Raw genomic sequence first — 17666 nt, 5'->3', positions numbered from 1 at the left:
CGCCGGTCGGCGTCCACCTGTACCGGGCCGACGACCCGTCGACCGGGCGGGTCGAGCACGAGTACGACCACGTCCTCGTCGGCCGGGCGTCGGCTGACGCGTCGATGCGCCCGGATCCGGGCGAGGTCAGCGAGGTGCGCTGGATCCCGGTCGACGACCTGCGGGCCGAGCTCGGCACGGCGTCCACCGGGTACGTGCCGTGGCTGGCCGGCGTGTTGGAGGTCTGGCTCGCCGCGGAGAGCCCCGGTGCGTGACTACGTCAGCGACGGCGGGCTCACCGCCGGTGCGGTGGCGCGGCGGCTCGGCGTCGCCGTCACCACGCTGCGCACCTGGCACCAGCGGTACGACCTCGGGCCGAGCCACCACGAGCCGGGCAAGCACCGCCGGTACACCCCGGAGGACGTGGCCCGGCTCGAGCTGATGCAACGGCTCACCGCTGACGGCGTCCCCTCCGGCGAAGCCGCCCGTTGGGTGCGGTCCCGGAACATCACGACGGCCCTGACCCCGCGCCCACCCGCCGGCTCGTCCCCGGCGAACGGCACCGTCCCGGCCGGCGGTTCCAGCCCGGCAGGCGGTTCCGGCCTCGCGGGCGGTTCCGGCCCCGCGGACCGCTCCGGCCCGGCGGGCCGGTCTGGTCCGGCAGGCGGCTCCGGCCCGGCGGGCCGCTCCGGCCTGGCGGACCGTTCCTTTCCTGCGGGCCGTTCCTTCCCGGCGGGCCGCCACGGAATCGGCGAGGCCGCCACCCGCGACGGTGGCGGGCACAACCTTCCCCTTGGCCCCGCATCGCCGGCCGCCCGCGGCCTCGGACGGGCGGCGATGCGGCTCGACGCCGAGTCGGTGCGGCAGATCGCCAGCGACGCGGTGCGGCACCTCGGCGTGGTGCGCGCCTGGGACTCGGTGCTGCGGCCCGTGCTCGCCGCGATCGGTGAACGGCACGGCCGCACCGGCGGGCTCGTCGAGGTCGAGCACCTGGTGTCGGCGGTGACGTCGGACGTGCTCGGCGCCGTACCGCGGCCACACGGGAACGGGCGCGGCCGGGTGCTGCTGGCGTGCACCGACGAGGAACAGCACAGCCTGCCGATCGAGGCGCTGTCGGCCGCGCTGGCGCAGGCCGACGTCCTGTGCCGGTTGCTGGGCGCCCGGGTACCCCTGCCGGCCCTGCGGGCGGCGGTGCGGCGTACCGGTCCGGCGGCCGTGCTGCTGTGGTCGCACAACCCGCGCACCGCGTCACCCGAGCAGTTGACCGCGTTGTCCGGCGACCGCACGCGTCCGCTGCTGCTCGCCGCCGCCGGCCCGGGTTGGCAGCTGGAGGCGCTGCCACCCGGTGTCGCGACGCCGCAGACGCTCGGTGAGGCCGTGGAGTTGCTCCGCGCCGCTGTCTGATTGCCGCACTCCCGGCTTTGTGCCACAGCCCGGCACGCTTGAACCGCAGGTCCCTCGCGTCTCGTTTAGTTGAGCCACCTCGCAAGATGGCTCACCTTTCGGAGTACGCAATGAACCGCTACCGGATCGCCTCGATCACCGTCGCTCTCGCCGCTGTCGGTGCGTTCCTCGCGGGTTGCAACGCCTCCGACGAGCCGCGCACGACCTGGAACGCCGCACCTGAGGCCTCCGCTTCGTCGTCGGCCCCGACCGGCGGCACCGGCGGTGGCGAGCCCACCTCGGCGCTGGTGGCGGCGCGGTCCGACGCCTCCGGCGTCGCCGGCGTGCGGGCCACCACCGAGTCGACCGGCGTCGCCCTCACCTTCGACGACGGTCCCGACCCGACCTGGACGCCGAAGATGCTGGCACTGTTGAAGAAGAACGACGTGAAGGCGACGTTCTGCCTCGTGGGCGTGCAGGTCCAGCAGTTCCCGCAACTGGTGCGCGACATCGTGGCCGACGGCCACACCCTGTGCAACCACACCTGGAAGCACGACACCAAGCTCGGCACCAAGAGCGAAGACGCCATCCGCGCCGACATCCAGCGCACCCAGGAAGCCATCCAGGCCGCCGCGCCCGGCGCCCAGGTGAAGTACTTCCGGCACCCGGGCGGCATGTGGACCCCGCGGGCCGTCAAGGTCGCAGGCTCGCTCGGCATGGTCTCGATCGGCTGGGACGTCGACCCGATGGACTGGAACATCGCGAAGTACCCCGCCGGCAACCCGATGCGCGACCACATCCTCCAGGTCGTCCGGAGCAAGGTGCAGGCCGGTTCGATCGTCCTGTCCCACGACGCCGGCGGCGACCGGGCCGGCACGCTGGCCGCGTACGAGATCCTGGTGCCCGAGCTGAAGCAGAAGTTCCAGCTGACCGCCCTGTAGGTAACCGGTTTGGCGAGGGCAGATGGGGTGCCGTATGCTTTGCAGGCCTCCGGCGGGGCCGGGTGAGGGCAAGGTCGTCACCTCACACGATGTGCAAGACTGTGAGGAGTGACAGGGCCCCCATCGTCTAGTGGCCTAGGACGCCGCCCTTTCAAGGCGGTAGCACGGGTTCGAATCCCGTTGGGGGTACGGTCTATTTTTGACCGGGGTTTGTACAACTGAACAAGCAAGGTCCTGTGGAGCAGTTGGAGTGCTCGCCGCCCTGTCAAGGCGGAGGTCGCGGGTTCAAGTCCCGTCAGGACCGCTCGGTTTTAGAGGGCAGGTAGCTCAGTCGGTACGAGCGTCCGCCTGAAAAGCGGAAGGTCGGCGGTTCGACCCCGCCCCTGCCCACAAAGCTCTTCGCCGGGCTTTGCAGCGGCCACCAGCGGAAACGCCGGTGGCCGCTTTGCTGTCCCACCGCTTCACCGGGGCGGTGCAGACCCCTGGATGCGCCCCGTGGCGCTCCAGCATTAGGGCAACCGCGACGAGTTACTCGCGATGGAGCGACATCCGGGCCGAATACATCGAGCGCGCCGGCGGCGAGGAGGCGGTGTCGGCCGGGAAGCAGGAACTTCTGGCCCAGGTAGCGACATCACAGCCATCGCCTGACGGAGTTCCGCGATCTTGGAACTCTGTTGCTGTCATGACGACAACCAGATTCCAAGATCCGGCGAGGCCGCCATACGCGCCCTGGTGGGTTCGGATTCTCATCGCCGCGGGCCACCTGGCCCTACCTTTTCACCTGATTTGTGAGCTCGGAATTCCGGATCTTGGACTGCACGAGGTGTCATAGGCGGGGTCTATGGCGGCTGGACAACGCGCGTAGATCACCCAGCCACGCCGACCTCAGCGGGCGGCGTCGGATTTGGTGGGTTGGTCGGCGCCGCCGATCTGTTCGCCCACTGCCGTCAGGCCGGCGCGCACCGAGTCGACCAGGTTGTGGGCCGGCTCGACCAGCACGCCGTTGCTGCCGGCGATCACCAGGCCGAGCATCAGGCCCACGACCCCGGTCATGACCGTGCGTACGCGGCTGCCGCGGTCGATGCTCAGCACGACCAGCATCCCGACCAATACCACACCGAGGAGTCCCAGGCTCATGCCCCGCTGGATCGGCAGCATGTCGCCGTTCCGGACCTATTCAACGGCCGAAATATGGGCGAGTTTGCCGGCGATAACCGAATATGAGGTAGTATTCGGACAAATGGGGCATTGGGGGTAGCCATGGCATTGATCCTGTCTGCGGACGACGATCCGGACATCCGGCGGCTGATCGAGCGGGTCCTCGTCGGCGCGGGGCACCGGGTCATTCTGGCGCCGGACGGCCAGGCCGCCCTGGACGTCGCCTTCGACGAGGATCTGGACCTCGACCTGGTGATGCTCGACATCGAGATGCCCCGCCTGCGCGGCCTGGACGCCTGCCGGAAGCTGCGTGACGACGCGCGCACCGCCCACCTGCCGGTGCTCATCGTCAGCGGGTCATTGGTGCCGCCCTACGCCGACGTCGAGGCGGCCGGTGGCACGGCCTGCCTGCACAAGCCGTTCACGCCGGCGCAGTTGCGCGACGCGGTGGAACGCGAGTTGACGGCGGCCAGCACCCGGCGTTAGCGGGTGTGGCGGCGGATCGTCGCCACCGCCGAGCCGGCCAGCATCAGGAGGCACTGCTCGAGCTTGCCGTCGAGCTGGGCGGTGCGGAACAGGGCGGTCGCGGTCGAGAGGTCGGCGTTGGCGTACGCGCTGAGGAACCGGGCCACCCAACGGGCGTCGTACGCGGCCTGCTCGATGTCGGGAAACTCGAGCCGCCACGGTCCCCTGGCCAGCCCGTCGCCGACCATTTTCGCCGCCAGGCCCCAGGCGAGTTCGCACGCCGCCTCGACGCCGCCGCGGTGGACCATCGCGTCGAAGGCGCCGACGACACCCGCACCGTCGCCAGCGAACGCCGATCGAAGTACCTGTGCGGCGTCAGCCTGTACTTCGAGTGGGTCGCTCACGCGCCGAACAGTAGGACCGAGCGTCAAGCCGACTTGCTTTCGATCTTGCGCAAAGTGCAGGTCAGGCGGGCGGTGCAGATGCGGGCGCCGCCCTCGTCGGTGATCACGATCTCGTACGTGGCGACCGAACGGCCGAGGTGGAGCGGGGTCGCGACACCGGTCACGAGCCCCGACCTGGCCGACCGGTGGTGGGTGGCGCTGATGTCGACACCGAGCGCGATCCCGCCGAAGAGCTCGGCCGCGTGGGCGCTCGCCCCGAGTGAGCCCAGTGACTCGGCCAGTACGCAGGACGCACCGCCGTGGAGCAGCCCGAACGGCTGTGTGTTGCCCTTCACCGGCATCGTGCCGACCACCCGCTGAGGGGACATCTCCGTGATCGTGATTCCCATCAGATCTGGCAGCGTGCCGGTGGACATAACGCTCTCGCTCACGATCACCAACCCTACCCAGGGCCGCTGACCTGCGGACATGGCGTACGCCACCCCGGCAACGGGAAGCGAATTCACTGTTGACCGACCCGAGCAGCTATCGTCTCCCACCGTCAGTAGGTTGCGTGTGAGGGAGCGATTAATGTCCGATCGACCGGAAGACCGTAGGTCAAACGGCTCGTCCCGTCGGTACCTCGCCGCAATACTCGCAGTCGCCCTGCTGGCGGTGGGTGCGTGCGGTGACGAAACGCCCACCACCACCCGGAACACCGACGAGGCGATCCGCCTCTACGGTTCCGACGGCAACATGACCAGCTCGTTCGGCGACACGTTCAAGGACCAGGCCGGCCTGCTGAACGGCATGCGGGGCACGTCACCGCTCACGCCGCTGTCGGAGGACTTCAAGTCCCGGCTACGCGGGGTCGACTCGCGGCTCAAGAACGACTTCCTGTACGCGGCCGAGGGATACGACGCGGTCGTGATCGCGGCGCTGGCCACGGAGACCGCGCGCAGCGTCGAAGGCCCGCAGATCGCGAAGTACATGACGGCGGTCACCATCACCAAGAACGCGGGCGACGCGCCGTGCCTGACGATCCAGACCTGCATGGACGGCGTCAAAGCCGGTCAGGACATCGCCTACCGGGGCGTCAGCATGAAGCGCAGCGGGCTCACCGACCGCGGCGAGCCGTCGTCGGCCAGCTACGGTTCGCTGATCTTCGGCCGGTCGAACCTGGTCGACGACGCGAAGACCGAGTTCGTGGCCGCCGGCGACGAGAAGCTCGAAGCCAAGGAGCAGCCGACCCCGCCGTCGCGCAACGGTTCGGCCCGCAGCACCACCCCGCTACGCATCGGCGCGCTGTTGCCGAAGACGGGTGACCTGGCCATCGCCGGCCCGCCGATCTTCGCCGGCGTCAAGCTGGCGATCGCCGAGATCAACGCGGCCGGCGGCGTCCTCGGTCAGCCGGTGGTCTACGTCGACGGCGACGACGGCACCGACCCGGTCAAGGCGGCCGCGCAGGTCGACGCGCACATCGCCGCCGGCGTCCAGGTGATCGTGGGTGCGGCCGCCTCCGGCATCAGCAAGGCGGTCATCCCGAAGGTCATCCAGGCGCAGCGCGTCCTGATCTCACCGTCGGCGACGGCGGACGAACTCACCGACGAGCCCGACGGCGGCATGTTCTTCCGCACCTCCCCCCGCGACACGCTCCAGTCCCGGGCCCTCGCCGACGTGATCATGCGGTACGGCGCCCAGAAGATCGTGATCGTCGCCCGGGACGACAGCTACGGCAACGGTCTCGCCAGCAAGGTCGCCGAGCAGCTGAAGGCGGCCGGTGTCAAGGACGGCAGCCTGAAGGTGCTCAAGTACGAGGTCCGCAAGGATCCCAAGGAGTACGCCGTCGACCAGTTCTCCGGGCTGGCCACCGACACCTCCAACTTCAAGCCCGACTCGGTGCTGGTCATCGGCTTCGAGGAGTCCGGGAACATGATCAAGGCGCTGTCCGCGCACGGGGTCAAATTCCACGACTGATCGGCGGGTTCACCTGGCACGTTTCTGGGATCACCTCGGCTTCCTCCAGCCCGTAACTTCATCGTCGACGTTGGGGACTGCGAGAGGACGATCATGAGCGAGTACGAAGACACCAGCACCGAGCCCACCGAGGACCCGGGCTACACCGAGCCGGCCGACGACTACGGCAACACGGTCGTCGCCACCACCACCGACGGCCAGACGATCTACACCACCGACGCCGACGGCGACGGCTACGCCGAGTCGGTCGAGATCGACGCCGACTCCGACGGCAACATCGACCGGTCCTTCCAGGACACCGACGGCGACGGCCGCCTCGACACCGCTGTCGTCGACGTCAACGACGACGGCCTCGCCGACGCCGCCTACCGCGACACCGACGGCGACGGCCGGGTCGACGAGGTTCAGCTCGACCGGAACAACGACGGTCTCGTCGACGTCGACGCCCGCGACACCGACGGCGACGGCCGGATCGACACCGTGAGCGTCGACCGCGACTTCGACGGCCGCGAGGACCTCCGCGCCGTCGACGCCGACGGTGACGGCGATGTCGACGTCGTGGTGACCGACACCGACGGTGACGGCGTCCTCGACACGGAGCGCTACGTGGACCCCGAGTCCAACCCGTACGCGTCCCACTGAACCGGCATCCGATGATCGAGGGGCGACACTGATTCCGCCCCTCGATTGTCACGGCCCCGTCCGCGGAATACGTTGTCTGCCATGGCTGACAAGGAGACCGTCGAGACGCGCGGCAACGAGCGGGTCGACCTGATCGTCGCCGACACCAACCACGACGGGAAACCGGACATGTGGGCGGTCGACACCGACGGCGATGGCAAGCCCGATCTGTTCCAGTTCGACACCGACGGCGACGGCAAGGTCGACGTCACCATGGTCGACATCGACCAGGACGGAAAGCCCGAAACCATCGTCGACGGCGACGGCGGTCTCCCGCCGCCCGGCGTCTGACCGCGCCGCCGATCTTGGGACATCTGCTCGAGATAGTCGGACTGGTCGCCATCGTGGTGGCCGTCTCGGCCGCCGCCAAGCGGTTCGGCCTCCTGACCCCTATCGTTCTCGTGATCGCCGGGCTCGCCCTCTCGGTGGTGCCCGGCTTTCCGACGATTCATCTCGAATCCGAGTTCGTTCTGATCGGGGTCCTCCCGCCGCTGCTCTACGTGGCGGCGCTGGAGACCTCCGTTCCGGCGTTCCGCTTCAACCTGCGCCCGATCCTGCTGCTCGCGATCGGTCTGGTGCTGTTCACCGCGTTCGCGGTCGGCGCCGTCGCGCACGCGCTGCTGCCGGGCGTCCCGTTCTCGATCTGCCTCGCGCTCGGCGCGGTGGTCGCACCGCCCGACGCCGTGTCGGCGACCGCCGTGGCCCGGCGGATCGGCCTGCCCCGGCGGATGGTCACGATCCTCGAGGGCGAGAGCCTGATCAACGACGCGACAGCGCTGGTGCTGCTGCGGCTCGCGACGCTGGCGGCGGCCGGTGGCTCGGTCGGCCCCGGCGAGATCGCCTGGGACACCGTGCGGGCCGCGGGCGGCGGCATCCTCATCGGAGCGCTCGGCGCGCTGGTGTTCGGTTTCCTGCACAAGGTGACGACCGACCCGCTGGTCGACAACGCGTTGTCGCTGATCACGCCGTTCGTGGTGGTGCTCGCCGCGGAGCGGATCCACTCGTCGGGCGTGGTGGCGGTGGTCGTCACCGGGCTGGCCCTCGGCCACCGCTGGCCGACGCTCATGTCGGCGGCGTCCCGCCTGCAGATGGGCGCGTTCTGGCGGCTCGTCAACTTCCTGCTGGAGGGCATGGTCTTCCTGCTCGTGGGGCTGCAACTGCGGGAAATCCTGGACAACGTGGAGACGCCGACCCGCACCGTGGCCGCGGTCACCGCCGCCGTGCTGGGCACGGTGGTCGCGGCCCGCTTCATCTGGCTGTTCCCGGTGACCTACCTGGCCCGGCTGGTGCCGCGGATCCGCGATCGCGACCCGCGGCCACCGGTGAAGGTGCCCACCGTGCTCGCCTGGGCCGGCATGCGCGGCGTCGTGACGCTGGGCGCCGCCCTGACCCTGCCGGACACGCTGGCCGGCGACCACGAATACCCGCGCGACCTGTTCGTCTTCATCGCGTTCGCGACGATCGTCGCCACCCTGCTGCTGCAGGGCATGACGCTGCAACCGCTGGTGCGGCGGCTCAAACTGCAGCCCGACGACCCGCAGGCCGACGTGCTGGCCGAGGCCGCCATCCAGAACCGGGCCAGCCGGGCCGCCCGGGAGCGGCTCGACGAGCAGGCCGGCGACGCGCCGGAATCGGTCGTCAAACGCCTTGAGAAGCTCACACAGCAACGGAACAACGTAGCCTGGGAACGACTTGGCGCCGCGGGCACCGAGACGCCCTCACGGGCCTACGTCCGGATCCGCCGGGAGATGATCGACGCCGAGCGGGAAGTGTTCCGGCAGGCGCGTGACGAGGGTCGCATCACCGAGGAGGTGCTGCGCCGCGCCCAGCACGAGATGGATCTGGAAGAGTCGATGCTCGAACGGAAGTTGGAGACGTCATGAGTTGTTCGCATCTGGCCGAGACGCCGCTCGACGCCAAGCCGGTGCCGGCCGAGCGCGAGTGCGTCGACTGCGTGGCGGCCGGTCACCGCAACTGGGTGCACCTGCGGTTGTGCCTGGAATGCGGGCACGTCGGCTGCTGTGACTCCTCGCCGGGCCGGCACGCGAGCGCGCACTACGCCGAGGTCAAGCACCCGGTGGTGCGGTCGATCGAACCGAACGAGCGGTGGCGCTGGTGCTTCGTCGACGAAGAGGTCGCATGACCGCCGTAGCGAAGCGGAGGTGGTCATGCGCTCTTGTGCGGGATTTCGGTAGCACGGCCTAGCGACGCTGCTTCGCCACGTAGTCCTGCCAGTCCTTGATCAGCGTGGCGCGCGAAACGCCCAGCACCTGGTTGACCACGACGTCCTCGTTCGAGGTCGACTGGAACTTCTCGTACAACGCGATGAGTTTCGCCTCGCCGTAGGTCTCGGAGATCATGCGGCAGGCCAGCCACCCGGTGATGTAGTTGATCGGCTCCTCGTAGAACTTCTCGCCGGCCTCGAGGTTGTCGGTGGCCGCGCCCTCCAGGGCCCGCTTGAGGCTCTCCGAGTTGATCTGGACGTTCTTGTAGGAGACGTACTCGGCGAACCCCTCGACCAGCCAGGTGGGTGTCCAGCCGGTGGTCACCGGCGCCATGGCCGCGTGCGTGAACTCGTGCGACATGTCGGCGCCGAGCTGGTCGGTGTCCTCGTCGATCTCGTCGGGGTTGAAGATCACCCGGGTGGCCGAGTAGGTGGCCTGCGAGTTCCAGTCGGGCACGTCGTTGTAGTGCGGCACCGCGATCGCGGCCACCTGGTCGACCCGTTCCGGGGTGGCGCCGAAGTACGCGTCGAACACCTTCCGGTCGCGCACCGCCGTCATGAAGACCTTGCCGACCCACTGACCCGGCCGCACGACGGCGACCTGCTCCAACGCCAGATCGGCGATCTCCACGAGCTGGCGGGCCAGGGTGCGGTTGTTGGCCGCGAACACGCCCACGATCTTCTCGGTCTGCTCGACGACGATCGGCCCACCGTCCCAGGGCTGCCCACCGACCCCCGACGGCAGGTCCTTGCCCGAGGCCTCGCCCACCAGCAGCCACTTCGACGACACCTGCGCGTAGATCGGCACCCACGGCGCCGCCACCGGGTTGGGGTCGATGTTCCGGATGCGGTGGATGATCGACACACCGGGTGCCCGGATCTGGCCGCCGTACTTGCTCTTCAGCTCGGTGGGGATGCTGTCGTCGAAGCCGGCCGAGTCGCCGAGCTTGTAGCCGAACTCGTCGAACGGCAGCTTGGTCAGGTTCTCGTAGACGGTTTCCTGTTTCGCGACGAAGTCCGGGTCGCTCTTGTCGATGTCGGCCACGAACGCGGTCTTGTCGCGCTCCTTGACCGCCTTCGCCCGCCGGTTCAGCACCTCGACCAGCGCGCCGTCGCGGGCGTCGGTCTTCGCGCCGGCCGGGCCGGGGCCGCCGAGCACACGGACCGCGCCGTCGGTATCGGTGGCGGCCGACACCGCCGCGGCACCGCCGAGCGAGAGCACCGCGAGCACGGCCAGCACCGCGACCACCACGGGCCCGCGCCGCCGCCGGCGCGGCGGCGGAAGGTAGACCGGCCGCGGGTACTGGGACGGGTATTGCGCGGGGATGACCGGCCGGTAGTAGTTCGGCGGCGGCGAATAGCTAGGGGACGGATACCCTGAGTAACCGCCATGGTTGGGCGGCCGGTACTGGGTAGGAATGATCGCGACGGTCGGTTCCCGGACCACGAGCGGCTGCGGCTCTCCCGCGGACGCGGGGGACGGGGGCGGACTCGTCACGGACACCTACCTACGGATCGGGGCACCACAATCTTCCTTGAGCATCGCGCACCGTGTCGATACTCGACAGACGGATGTGGGCCGGATCGAACCGATTACCCGACATGCGTAGGTGCGGGCGTACCGGATCCGACAACCGGCCAGCCGACCTCTTAACCGAGAGTCACCAGCTCCGACACCACGTTGTTGGCGAGCACCGCGCCGTCGATCCGCACCTGGCGCAGGTACCACCGCTGCTGCGGCGACCGGTTCTGGTTGAACTGCCAGTTACCGCGCGGGCTGCTGATCTGGCCGACCCGGCCGATCGCCGCGTTCAGCGTCTCGCCGGACAGCGGACCGTCGAGCAGGCTCAGCGCCTTGTCGAGCACGGCGCCCGCGTCGTACGACGCCATCGCGTACGTCGTCGGGTTGACCTGGTGCCGCTTCTGGTACTCGGCCGAGAACCGGCGGTTGGTGGCGTTGTCGAGGTCGGGCGAGTAGTTGAGCGACGTCCACACGCCCTCGGCGGTCGCACCCTGCTGGGCCAGCAGCGGACCCTCGGTGAGGAAGCCCGGCCCGTACAGCGGGATCTTGCCCTTGAGCCCGGCCGCCGCGTAGTTCTTGACGAACGCCTCGGCCGAAGCGCCGGAGAAGAACGCGAACACCGCCTTGATGTTGGTGTTGTTCTTCAGCGGGTTCAGCCACGTGCCGAAGTTCGTGGTGCCCTGCGGAACGTACGTCGGCGGGCCCTCGATCTTGCCCTCCGCGGACGTCAGCGTGTTCTGGAAGCCCTGGATCCCGTCGCGCCCGATCGCCTCGGGCGCGATCATGTAGGCGGTTCCGTTGTTGAGCTTCGAGGCGACGTGCTCGCCCAGGGCCGCGCCCGGCTCGGTGTCGACGTACGAGGTGCGCCAGATGTACAGCGTGTTGAGCAGCTGCGGCGACGCGTTCGAGCCGATCAGCGGGATGTGTGCCGACTCGACGAGGTCACGGACCTCCGTCATGACCGCGGCGTTGGCGACCCCGGTGACGGCGACCGCGCCGTCCTTGTGCAGCTTCTCCAGCGCGGCCTTGCCGCTCGCCGCGGACTCGCCCTCGTCGGCATTGAGCACCTGGACGTCGTACCCGCCCAGCCGGCGCCCGTTCAGGTTGAGGTAGAGGTCGAAGCCCTGCCGCATGTCGTCGCCCTGCGACTTGTTCGTGCCGGACTGCGGCGTCAGGACGCCGATCTTGACGGTGCCCTTCGACGGAGCGGCGGCGTCGTTGCCGGACGACGTGCAGGCGGACAGCACGGGTGCGGCCATTCCGGCGGCGCCCAGCGATCCGAACAGTCGCAGAGCGCCCCGCCGAGTGAGTTGGGACAAGATTCAGCCTCCAAGTGAATGCGGGCCGGTCTGCCGCCCGTTGGCGTTCCTACCCGGTATGCGGCGGTCAGTCAATGCCGAGAGTCACCGAAGGCCTGCCAATGCGCTCAGGACGTGGTGCCACGACTCCGATAGCGGATCTATGACGGCGAAATGCTCAACTCCGGGAAGTACCTGTATACGGCACAAATCTCCCCCGACAGAAGCCGCATATCCGGCCGAGTTCGCCAACGGCACGTCGGCATCAGCGTCGCCGTGAATGATCACGGTGGGTATGGGCAGCGGGCCGCGCCGGGCCGGATCGGCCCGGTCGAAACGCTCGGGGACGTCGTGCGGACCGCCGCCGAGCAGCGCCGCCACGGCACCTGAGCCCATTCCGGTGCGGTGACCCTCGGCGAGGTCGGCCACCGGCGCCAGCGCCACCACCCCGGCCAGCCCCGGCGTGTGCGCGTTGAGCAGGGCCAGGTGTCCGCCGGCCGAGTGCCCGGCGAGCACGGCGCCGGCCGGGTCGGCGTACGGGCGCACCAGGCCGGGCAGCGCGGCCAGCGCCGCCTCGACGTCGTCGAGCGTGCCCGGCCAGCCGCCGCCGGGCTGCCCGACCCGGCGGTATTCCGGGCACGCCACCGGGAACCCGCGGGCGGCGAGGTCGGCCGCGAGCGGGCCGGTGTGCGTTCGGTCATAGGCCGCCCGCCAGAACCCGCCGTGCAGGAAGACCACCAGCGGACCCGCCGGGGTGGCCGGCAGCCGCAGGTCGATCACGTGTTCCGGGTGGTCGCCGTACCGGAGCACGACATCCGGCGGTGGCGCCGGCCGGGTCAGAACGTCAGCCACCCACCAAGTGTGCCCGGGACATCGGAGATCGCCGCGGATGAGCAAGGATGGACGGCATGGCAGAGGAAGCGCAGGAGGATGGCCGCACCGTGCTCGTGGTCGGGCCCGACGGCCGTCCGATCGGCACGGTCGACGTCGACGGACAGCGCGACGCCGATGAGGACAAGGAGGACCCGACCCGGCTGATCGAGCAGCCGGCGAAGGTCATGCGCATCGGCAACATGATCAAGCAGCTGCTCGAGGAGGTGCGCGCGGCGCCGCTCGACGACGCCGGCCGCCGGCGGCTCAAGGAGATCCACCGCCGGTCGATCCTCGAACTCGAAGACGGTCTGGCGCCGGAGCTCCGCGAGGAACTCGAGCGGATCACGCTGCCGTTCGCCGACGGCACCCCGTCCGAGCCCGAACTGCGGATCGCGCAGGCGCAACTGGTCGGCTGGCTGGAGGGGCTGTTCCACGGCATCCAGGCCGCGATCGTCGCCCAGCAGATGGCGGCGCGGGCCCAGCTGGAGCACATGCGCGGCAACCGCCCGGCCCTGCCGATGAGCGGGCGCGGCATCCCCGGCATGCCGGGCGGCACCGAGAGCGACGGCGACAGCCCGGGCCAGTACCTCTAACGGCTCGCGAGCTCCCGCTCCAGCCATACCGCGACGCCGTCGTCGTCGTTGCTCGCCGTCACCTCGTCGGCGACCTCCTTGACGGTCGGATGGGCGTTGGCCACCGCCACCGCCCGCCCGGCCCAGGCGAGCATCGGCACGTCGTTCGGCATGTCGCCGAACACCACCACGTCGTCGGCCTCGACACCGAGCCGGGCCGCCACCCACGCCACTCCCGACGCCTTCGTGACGCCCGTCGCGGAGATCTCCACCAGGCCCGACAGCGACGAGTGCGTCGCCTCGTACACCCCCTCCAACGCGGCGGCGACCATCGCGACGAACTCGTCGGAGTCGCGGTTGGCGGGCGAGCGCACCAGCAGCTTCGCGGCCGGCTGGGCGACCACGTCGGCCAGCTGTCCGGCGCGGCGGCCCTCCATCGTCCGCTCCCACATGCCGATGTCGTACAGCTCCTCGTGCACCATCGACCGGCCACCGTCGAGCTCGACGGCGAACGCCGCGTCGGGCACCGCCCGGCGTAGCGCGTCGCAGGCGTGCGCCAGCTCCTCGACCGACAGCGGCGCCGAGTGCAGCAGTTCGTCGGTTTCCGGGTCGTACACCGCCGCGCCGTTGGCCACCACGGCGATCGGCTTGTGGTTGAGCATGTCGTAGAGCTCCATGACCCAGCGCAACGGCCGCCCGGTGGCGATCACCAGGGGCACGGGCAGGGCGTCCAGGACCGCGATCGTGCGGTCACTCAGGGTCCGGTCGGAGCGGAGGAGGGTTCCGTCGATGTCGGTGGCGACGAGCTTCACGAGCCCAACATACGGGCCAGGTACCGGGCCACTCCGTCGTCGTCGTTGCTCCCGATGATCTCGTCGGCGGCCGCCTTCACGAGCGGGTGCGCGTTCGCCACGGCGACCCGACCGAACCCGGCCCAGGCGAACATCGGCAGGTCATTGGGCATGTCGCCGAACACCAGCACGTCGTCGGGGTCGGCACCGAGCGCGGTGACCACCACCGCCAACCCGGTCGCCTTGTCGACGCCGGGCGGGCAGATCTCGATGTAGCCGAGCCCGGCCTGCGTGATCGACGCCACAGCCGGCGGCACCGCGTCGCGCGCGATCTCCAACAGCCGGTCGGCATCATGGGCGGGGTGTCGGGCGAACCCCTTGATCACGGGACCGGTGAGGCAGTCGGCGCGAACCCGCGCCTCCACCACGTCGGGATAGCGCCATGCCGGGTCGGGGTCGCCCCACAACGGCGACTCCGGGCCGTCCTCCGCTTCGATCAAGATCGATAGAGGACCGGCACAAGCGCGCTCGATCGTCTCCAGCACCTCGGCGAGCACCGGCCCGGGCAGCCGCTCGTCGCGCAGGACGAGATGTTCACCCGGATCGGTGACGTCGAGCACCCGGCTGCCGCCGCCGAGCACCAGGTAGTCGGCGCTGGGAATGTCGGTGCGCACCAGCCCGGTCAGCCGCGGCCCACGACCGGTGGCACCGACGATCCGGATGCCGGCCGCCTTCACCCGGGCCAGAACGTCGTGCGTGTAGGCGCTCACGGTGTCGTCGCTGCGCACCAGCGTGCCATCGAGGTCGGTGGCGATCAATTTCGGCAGACCTGGGCGAACCATGTGGCGCTCCTTCCCGGATCGGGGGGAGCAACCGTAGCGCGCTTTCGCAACCGCGCCACCTCAAGCAACCAAACGCGAACGAAACTGCTAGGGCCTGAGCACGTCGGTTCCGACAAACGCCTGCAGCGCCTTCGGGACCCGCACCGAACCGTCGGGCTGCTGGTGGTTCTCCAGGATCGGCACGATCCACCGCGGCGTGGCCAGGGTGCCGTTCAGCGTCGCGACCGGCTGCGACGAACCGCCCTCCGCGCGATACCGGATGTTCAACCGGCGGGCCTGGTACGAGGTGCAGTTCGACGTGCTGGTGACCTCGCGATAGCGGTTCTGCGACGGCACCCACGCCTCGCAGTCGTACTTGCGGGCGGCGCTGCTGCCGAGGTCGCCGGCGGCGACGTCGATCACCCGGTAGGGGATGTCGACCTTCGCCAGCAGCTCCTCCTCCCACGCCAGCAGCCGCAGGTGCTCGTCGTGGGCCTCCTCGGGCCGGCAGTACGAGAACATCTCGATCTTGTCGAACTGGTGGACCCGGATGATGCCGCGGGTGTCCTTGCCGTGCGAACCGGCTTCGCGTCGGAAACACGACGACCAGCCCGCGTACCGGCGCGGCTCGGCCAGCTCGTCGAGGATCTCGCCCGAGTGGTAGCCGGCCAGCGGCACCTCGCTGGTGCCGACCAGGTACAAGTCGTCGGCTTCCAGCCGGTAGACCTCGCTCGCGTGCTCGCCGAGGAACCCGGTGCCCTGCATGACCTCCGGCTTCACCAGCACCGGCGGGATCATCGGCGTGAAGCCGTACTCGACGGCCTGCTGCATCGCCAGGTTGAACAGCCCCAGCTGGAGCAGCGCGCCGACGCCGGTGAGGAAGTAGAACCGCGATCCCGAGACCTTGGCACCGCGCTCCATGTCGATCGCGCGCAGCGCCTCGCCGAGCTCCAGGTGGTCGCGCGGGGCGTCGAGCGCGGGACGCGTGCCGACCTCGCGCAGCACGACGTAGTCGTCTTCGCCGCCGGCCGGCGCGCCCTCCTCGATGACGTTGGGGATCGCGAGCTGGGCCGCCTTCAGCGCCTCTTCCGCGGCGGTGACCGCCGCCGCGGCGGCCTTCACGTCGTCGGAGAGCGTCTTGGTGCGGGCCAGCAGCGCGGCCTTCTCGTCGCCGCTCGCCTTCGGCATCTGCTTGCCGAGCTGCTTCTGCTCGGCCCGCAGCGCCTCGAACCGGGCCACCGCCTCGCGCCGGGACACATCGGCCGCCAGCAACGTGTCGACCTTCGCGGCGGACTCGCCCCGGGCCTGCTGGCTCGCGCGTACCAGGTCGGGGTTGTCTCGCAAGAGCTTCAGGTCAATCACGGGAAGCAAGTCTAGGCGGTCGGGTTCGGGCGTCGCGCCCGATATACCCGGGCAATAAGCGACCCCGGGCTGCGTAGCCGGCAGCCCGGGGTCTGTGACGTCTGCGGGAATCGAACCCGCGTCCTTTGGATTAAAAGTCCAATGCCCTACCGCTGGGCCAAGACGGGTCGCCGCCATTTGCTAGCACCGGCTGCCATGATGGACGCTTACACAATCGTGTAAACACGCGCTCTACCTATTGAGCTAGGGGCCCACGAGCGGACCCCGCAGGAATCGAACCTGCAACCTCGTGTCTGCAAGACGCCCGGTTTCGGACCGGAACGGACGGCAATATTGAATTTGGGACGAGAGTTTCACGCTGAGTTGTGAACACTGATGGCTCGCCCTGAAATCCGCTTCAGGATGCGGGCCTGAGTCTGAGTTTGTGTCCGAGCCCATGATAGAGCCCGGACACAGCCTCACGCGAACAGGTAATTGAAGACCCGGTCGCCGATCTTCTGGTCGGTGACGACGGTGGAGTTCGCCGACTCGCGCGCCAACTTCACCGCCTCCGACAGCTTCACCACGCGCTGCTTGAGCTCGGAGATGCGCGCCTGCGGCAGCGCACCCGAGAACTTCACGGTGGTCCAGTAACCCACCAGCACGTCTTCGAAGTACATCTCCACCTGGGCCGGGTGCTTGTCGGTGGCCGCGGCCTTGACGTGGTTGCGCGGCACCTTCTTCGACCGCGTGGTCTGCGACGCCGTGGTGGCGTAGGCGTCGGTCGCCTCGTCGAAGGTCCACGTCTCGGCGGCGTCGAGCACCGGGATCCGGGTGACGAACGTGAGCAGGTCGGCCAGCTGCTTCTCGAGGAAGAGCAGATAGGTGACCGGTACGTCGGTGGCGATCGTGTTGCCGTCGACGACGATCGGCGCCTTCGCGACGGTGTTCGCCACGTCCTTTGTGAGAATCACGTCGAACAGCCGCGTGAGCGCCTGCTGCACGTCGCCGAGTACGTCGCGGGCCCGCACCTGAACGCGGGTGGACTCCGGCGGGAGCTGCTCGCCCTCGTCGTCCTTCGGCTTGTAGGTGCGCGAGATGCCGGCCAGCAGCGCCGTCTTCTGGAGCTGCTGACCCGCGGCCACGAAGTCGGCCTGAGCGCGGGACTTGACGCCCTTCTCGAGGGCGACGATCTGATTCAGCTGAGTCTGTGCCACGGCGGAACAGTACGACCCGAAAACAACTGTCTTCCAAGGA

General features: G+C 69.5%; 20 protein-coding genes, 4 tRNA genes and 1 pseudogene. 14 read left to right on the top strand and 11 right to left on the bottom strand.

Going from position 1 to position 17666, the window contains the following annotated elements; translation table 11 throughout:
• The 7 genes and pseudogenes from Vau01_RS36615 to Vau01_RS63810 all read left to right on the top strand — a co-directional run.
• On the top strand, positions 1-254 hold a 254-nt coding region (locus Vau01_RS36615; protein ID WP_204002995.1), incomplete at its 5' end, for an NUDIX domain-containing protein.
• On the top strand, positions 247-1383 hold the full coding sequence (locus Vau01_RS36610; RefSeq protein ID WP_204002992.1) for a MerR family transcriptional regulator: 1137 nt from the start codon (positions 247-249) through the stop codon (positions 1381-1383). The genes Vau01_RS36615 and Vau01_RS36610, both read left to right, overlap by 8 nt.
• A gap of 110 nt (positions 1384-1493) precedes the next feature.
• Complete coding sequence (locus Vau01_RS36605; RefSeq protein ID WP_204002989.1) at positions 1494-2303, top strand: polysaccharide deacetylase family protein; 810 nt, start codon at positions 1494-1496, stop codon at positions 2301-2303.
• Between the two features lie 116 nt (positions 2304-2419).
• Positions 2420-2492: transfer RNA gene (locus Vau01_RS36600), tRNA-Glu, on the top strand.
• Positions 2493-2533: 41 nt separating this feature from the next.
• Positions 2534-2607, top strand: a tRNA-Asp gene (locus Vau01_RS36595).
• 12 nt (positions 2608-2619) lie between these two features.
• Positions 2620-2693: transfer RNA gene (locus Vau01_RS36590), tRNA-Phe, on the top strand.
• A gap of 118 nt (positions 2694-2811) precedes the next feature.
• A pseudogene (locus tag Vau01_RS63810) lies at positions 2812-2928 on the top strand (type II toxin-antitoxin system RelE/ParE family toxin); the annotation flags it as partial.
• Positions 2929-3188: 260 nt separating this feature from the next.
• Here the strand turns inward: Vau01_RS63810 and Vau01_RS36585 are convergent.
• A complete protein-coding gene (locus tag Vau01_RS36585) occupies positions 3189-3440 on the bottom strand; it encodes a hypothetical protein (protein ID WP_204002986.1) in 252 nt (83 codons plus the stop codon).
• A 123-nt stretch (positions 3441-3563) separates the two neighbouring features.
• On the opposite strand from Vau01_RS36585, the gene Vau01_RS36580 reads away from it, so the two are divergent.
• A complete protein-coding gene (locus tag Vau01_RS36580) occupies positions 3564-3947 on the top strand; it encodes a response regulator (protein ID WP_204002983.1) in 384 nt (127 codons plus the stop codon).
• On the opposite strand, the gene Vau01_RS36575 is transcribed toward Vau01_RS36580, so the two are convergent.
• Together Vau01_RS36575 and Vau01_RS36570 are read right to left on the bottom strand one after the other, a co-directional pair.
• Positions 3944-4330, bottom strand: coding sequence for a hypothetical protein (locus tag Vau01_RS36575; protein ID WP_204002971.1), 387 nt, complete (start codon positions 4328-4330; stop codon positions 3944-3946). The two genes, Vau01_RS36580 and Vau01_RS36575, sit on opposite strands and share 4 nt — an antisense overlap.
• A 23-nt stretch (positions 4331-4353) precedes the next feature.
• Positions 4354-4761 carry a PaaI family thioesterase gene (locus Vau01_RS36570; RefSeq protein ID WP_308440504.1) on the bottom strand — a complete coding sequence of 136 codons (408 nt, stop codon included), beginning with the start codon at positions 4759-4761 and terminating at the stop codon, positions 4354-4356.
• A gap of 139 nt (positions 4762-4900) precedes the next feature.
• On the opposite strand from Vau01_RS36570, the gene Vau01_RS36565 reads away from it, so the two are divergent.
• The 5 genes from Vau01_RS36565 to Vau01_RS36545 all read left to right on the top strand — a co-directional run bounded on the left by Vau01_RS36565 (position 4901) and on the right by Vau01_RS36545 (position 9110).
• Positions 4901-6286 (top strand): ABC transporter substrate-binding protein, encoded by a 1386-nt coding sequence (locus tag Vau01_RS36565; RefSeq protein WP_204002958.1) that lies wholly within the window; start codon positions 4901-4903, stop codon positions 6284-6286.
• A gap of 93 nt (positions 6287-6379) precedes the next feature.
• Positions 6380-6928, top strand: a complete 549-nt coding sequence (locus Vau01_RS36560; protein WP_204002956.1) for an EF-hand domain-containing protein — start codon at positions 6380-6382, stop codon at positions 6926-6928.
• 81 nt (positions 6929-7009) lie between these two features.
• Positions 7010-7258, top strand: coding sequence for a hypothetical protein (locus tag Vau01_RS36555; protein ID WP_204002954.1), 249 nt, complete (start codon positions 7010-7012; stop codon positions 7256-7258).
• Between the two features lie 14 nt (positions 7259-7272).
• The gene (locus tag Vau01_RS36550; RefSeq protein WP_204002952.1) at positions 7273-8850 is read left to right on the top strand and encodes a Na+/H+ antiporter; all 1578 of its coding nucleotides are present in this window, start codon (positions 7273-7275) and stop codon (positions 8848-8850) included.
• Complete coding sequence (locus Vau01_RS36545; RefSeq protein ID WP_204002950.1) at positions 8847-9110, top strand: UBP-type zinc finger domain-containing protein; 264 nt, start codon at positions 8847-8849, stop codon at positions 9108-9110. The genes Vau01_RS36550 and Vau01_RS36545 overlap by 4 nt, the downstream gene beginning before the upstream one ends.
• Positions 9111-9168: 58 nt before the next feature.
• On the opposite strand, the gene Vau01_RS36540 is transcribed toward Vau01_RS36545, so the two are convergent.
• The 3 genes from Vau01_RS36540 to Vau01_RS36530 form a co-directional block, all read right to left on the bottom strand.
• Entirely contained in the window at positions 9169-10689 is a 1521-nt protein-coding gene (locus Vau01_RS36540; protein ID WP_204002949.1) for a gluzincin family metallopeptidase, read from the bottom strand.
• Positions 10690-10841: 152 nt separating this feature from the next.
• Positions 10842-12032, bottom strand: a complete 1191-nt coding sequence (locus Vau01_RS36535) for an ABC transporter substrate-binding protein (RefSeq protein WP_204002947.1) — start codon at positions 12030-12032, stop codon at positions 10842-10844.
• 84 nt (positions 12033-12116) lie between these two features.
• Complete coding sequence (locus tag Vau01_RS36530; protein ID WP_204002937.1) at positions 12117-12863, bottom strand: alpha/beta hydrolase family protein; 747 nt, start codon at positions 12861-12863, stop codon at positions 12117-12119.
• A 47-nt stretch (positions 12864-12910) separates the two neighbouring features.
• Between Vau01_RS36530 and Vau01_RS36525 the strand changes: the two genes are divergently transcribed.
• The gene (locus Vau01_RS36525; RefSeq protein ID WP_373320349.1) at positions 12911-13477 is read left to right on the top strand and encodes a bacterial proteasome activator family protein; all 567 of its coding nucleotides are present in this window, start codon (positions 12911-12913) and stop codon (positions 13475-13477) included.
• Here the strand turns inward: Vau01_RS36525 and Vau01_RS36520 are convergent.
• From Vau01_RS36520 to Vau01_RS36500, 5 genes are all read right to left on the bottom strand, one after another.
• Positions 13474-14268 (bottom strand): HAD family hydrolase, encoded by a 795-nt coding sequence (locus Vau01_RS36520; RefSeq protein ID WP_204002926.1) that lies wholly within the window; start codon positions 14266-14268, stop codon positions 13474-13476. The two genes, Vau01_RS36525 and Vau01_RS36520, sit on opposite strands and share 4 nt — an antisense overlap.
• Positions 14265-15089: an HAD family hydrolase gene (locus Vau01_RS36515; RefSeq protein ID WP_204002924.1), complete on the bottom strand. Its 825-nt coding sequence runs from the start codon at positions 15087-15089 to the stop codon at positions 14265-14267. Before Vau01_RS36515 ends, Vau01_RS36520 begins: the two co-directional genes overlap by 4 nt.
• Positions 15090-15176: 87 nt before the next feature.
• The gene (gene serS, locus Vau01_RS36510) at positions 15177-16430 is read right to left on the bottom strand and encodes a serine--tRNA ligase (RefSeq protein ID WP_204002923.1); all 1254 of its coding nucleotides are present in this window, start codon (positions 16428-16430) and stop codon (positions 15177-15179) included.
• Between the two features lie 95 nt (positions 16431-16525).
• A tRNA-Lys gene (locus Vau01_RS36505) sits at positions 16526-16599 on the bottom strand.
• Positions 16600-16888: 289 nt separating this feature from the next.
• Positions 16889-17626, bottom strand: a complete 738-nt coding sequence (locus Vau01_RS36500) for a DUF7873 family protein (protein WP_204002921.1) — start codon at positions 17624-17626, stop codon at positions 16889-16891.
• Positions 17627-17666 lie beyond the last annotated feature (40 nt).

This window comes from Virgisporangium aurantiacum, assembly GCF_016863635.1.
GTDB classification, from domain to species: Bacteria; Actinomycetota; Actinomycetes; order Mycobacteriales; family Micromonosporaceae; genus Virgisporangium; species Virgisporangium aurantiacum.
The sequence above is the reverse complement of the archived record's forward strand: the minus strand, read 5'-3'. Positions and strand labels throughout refer to the sequence as shown.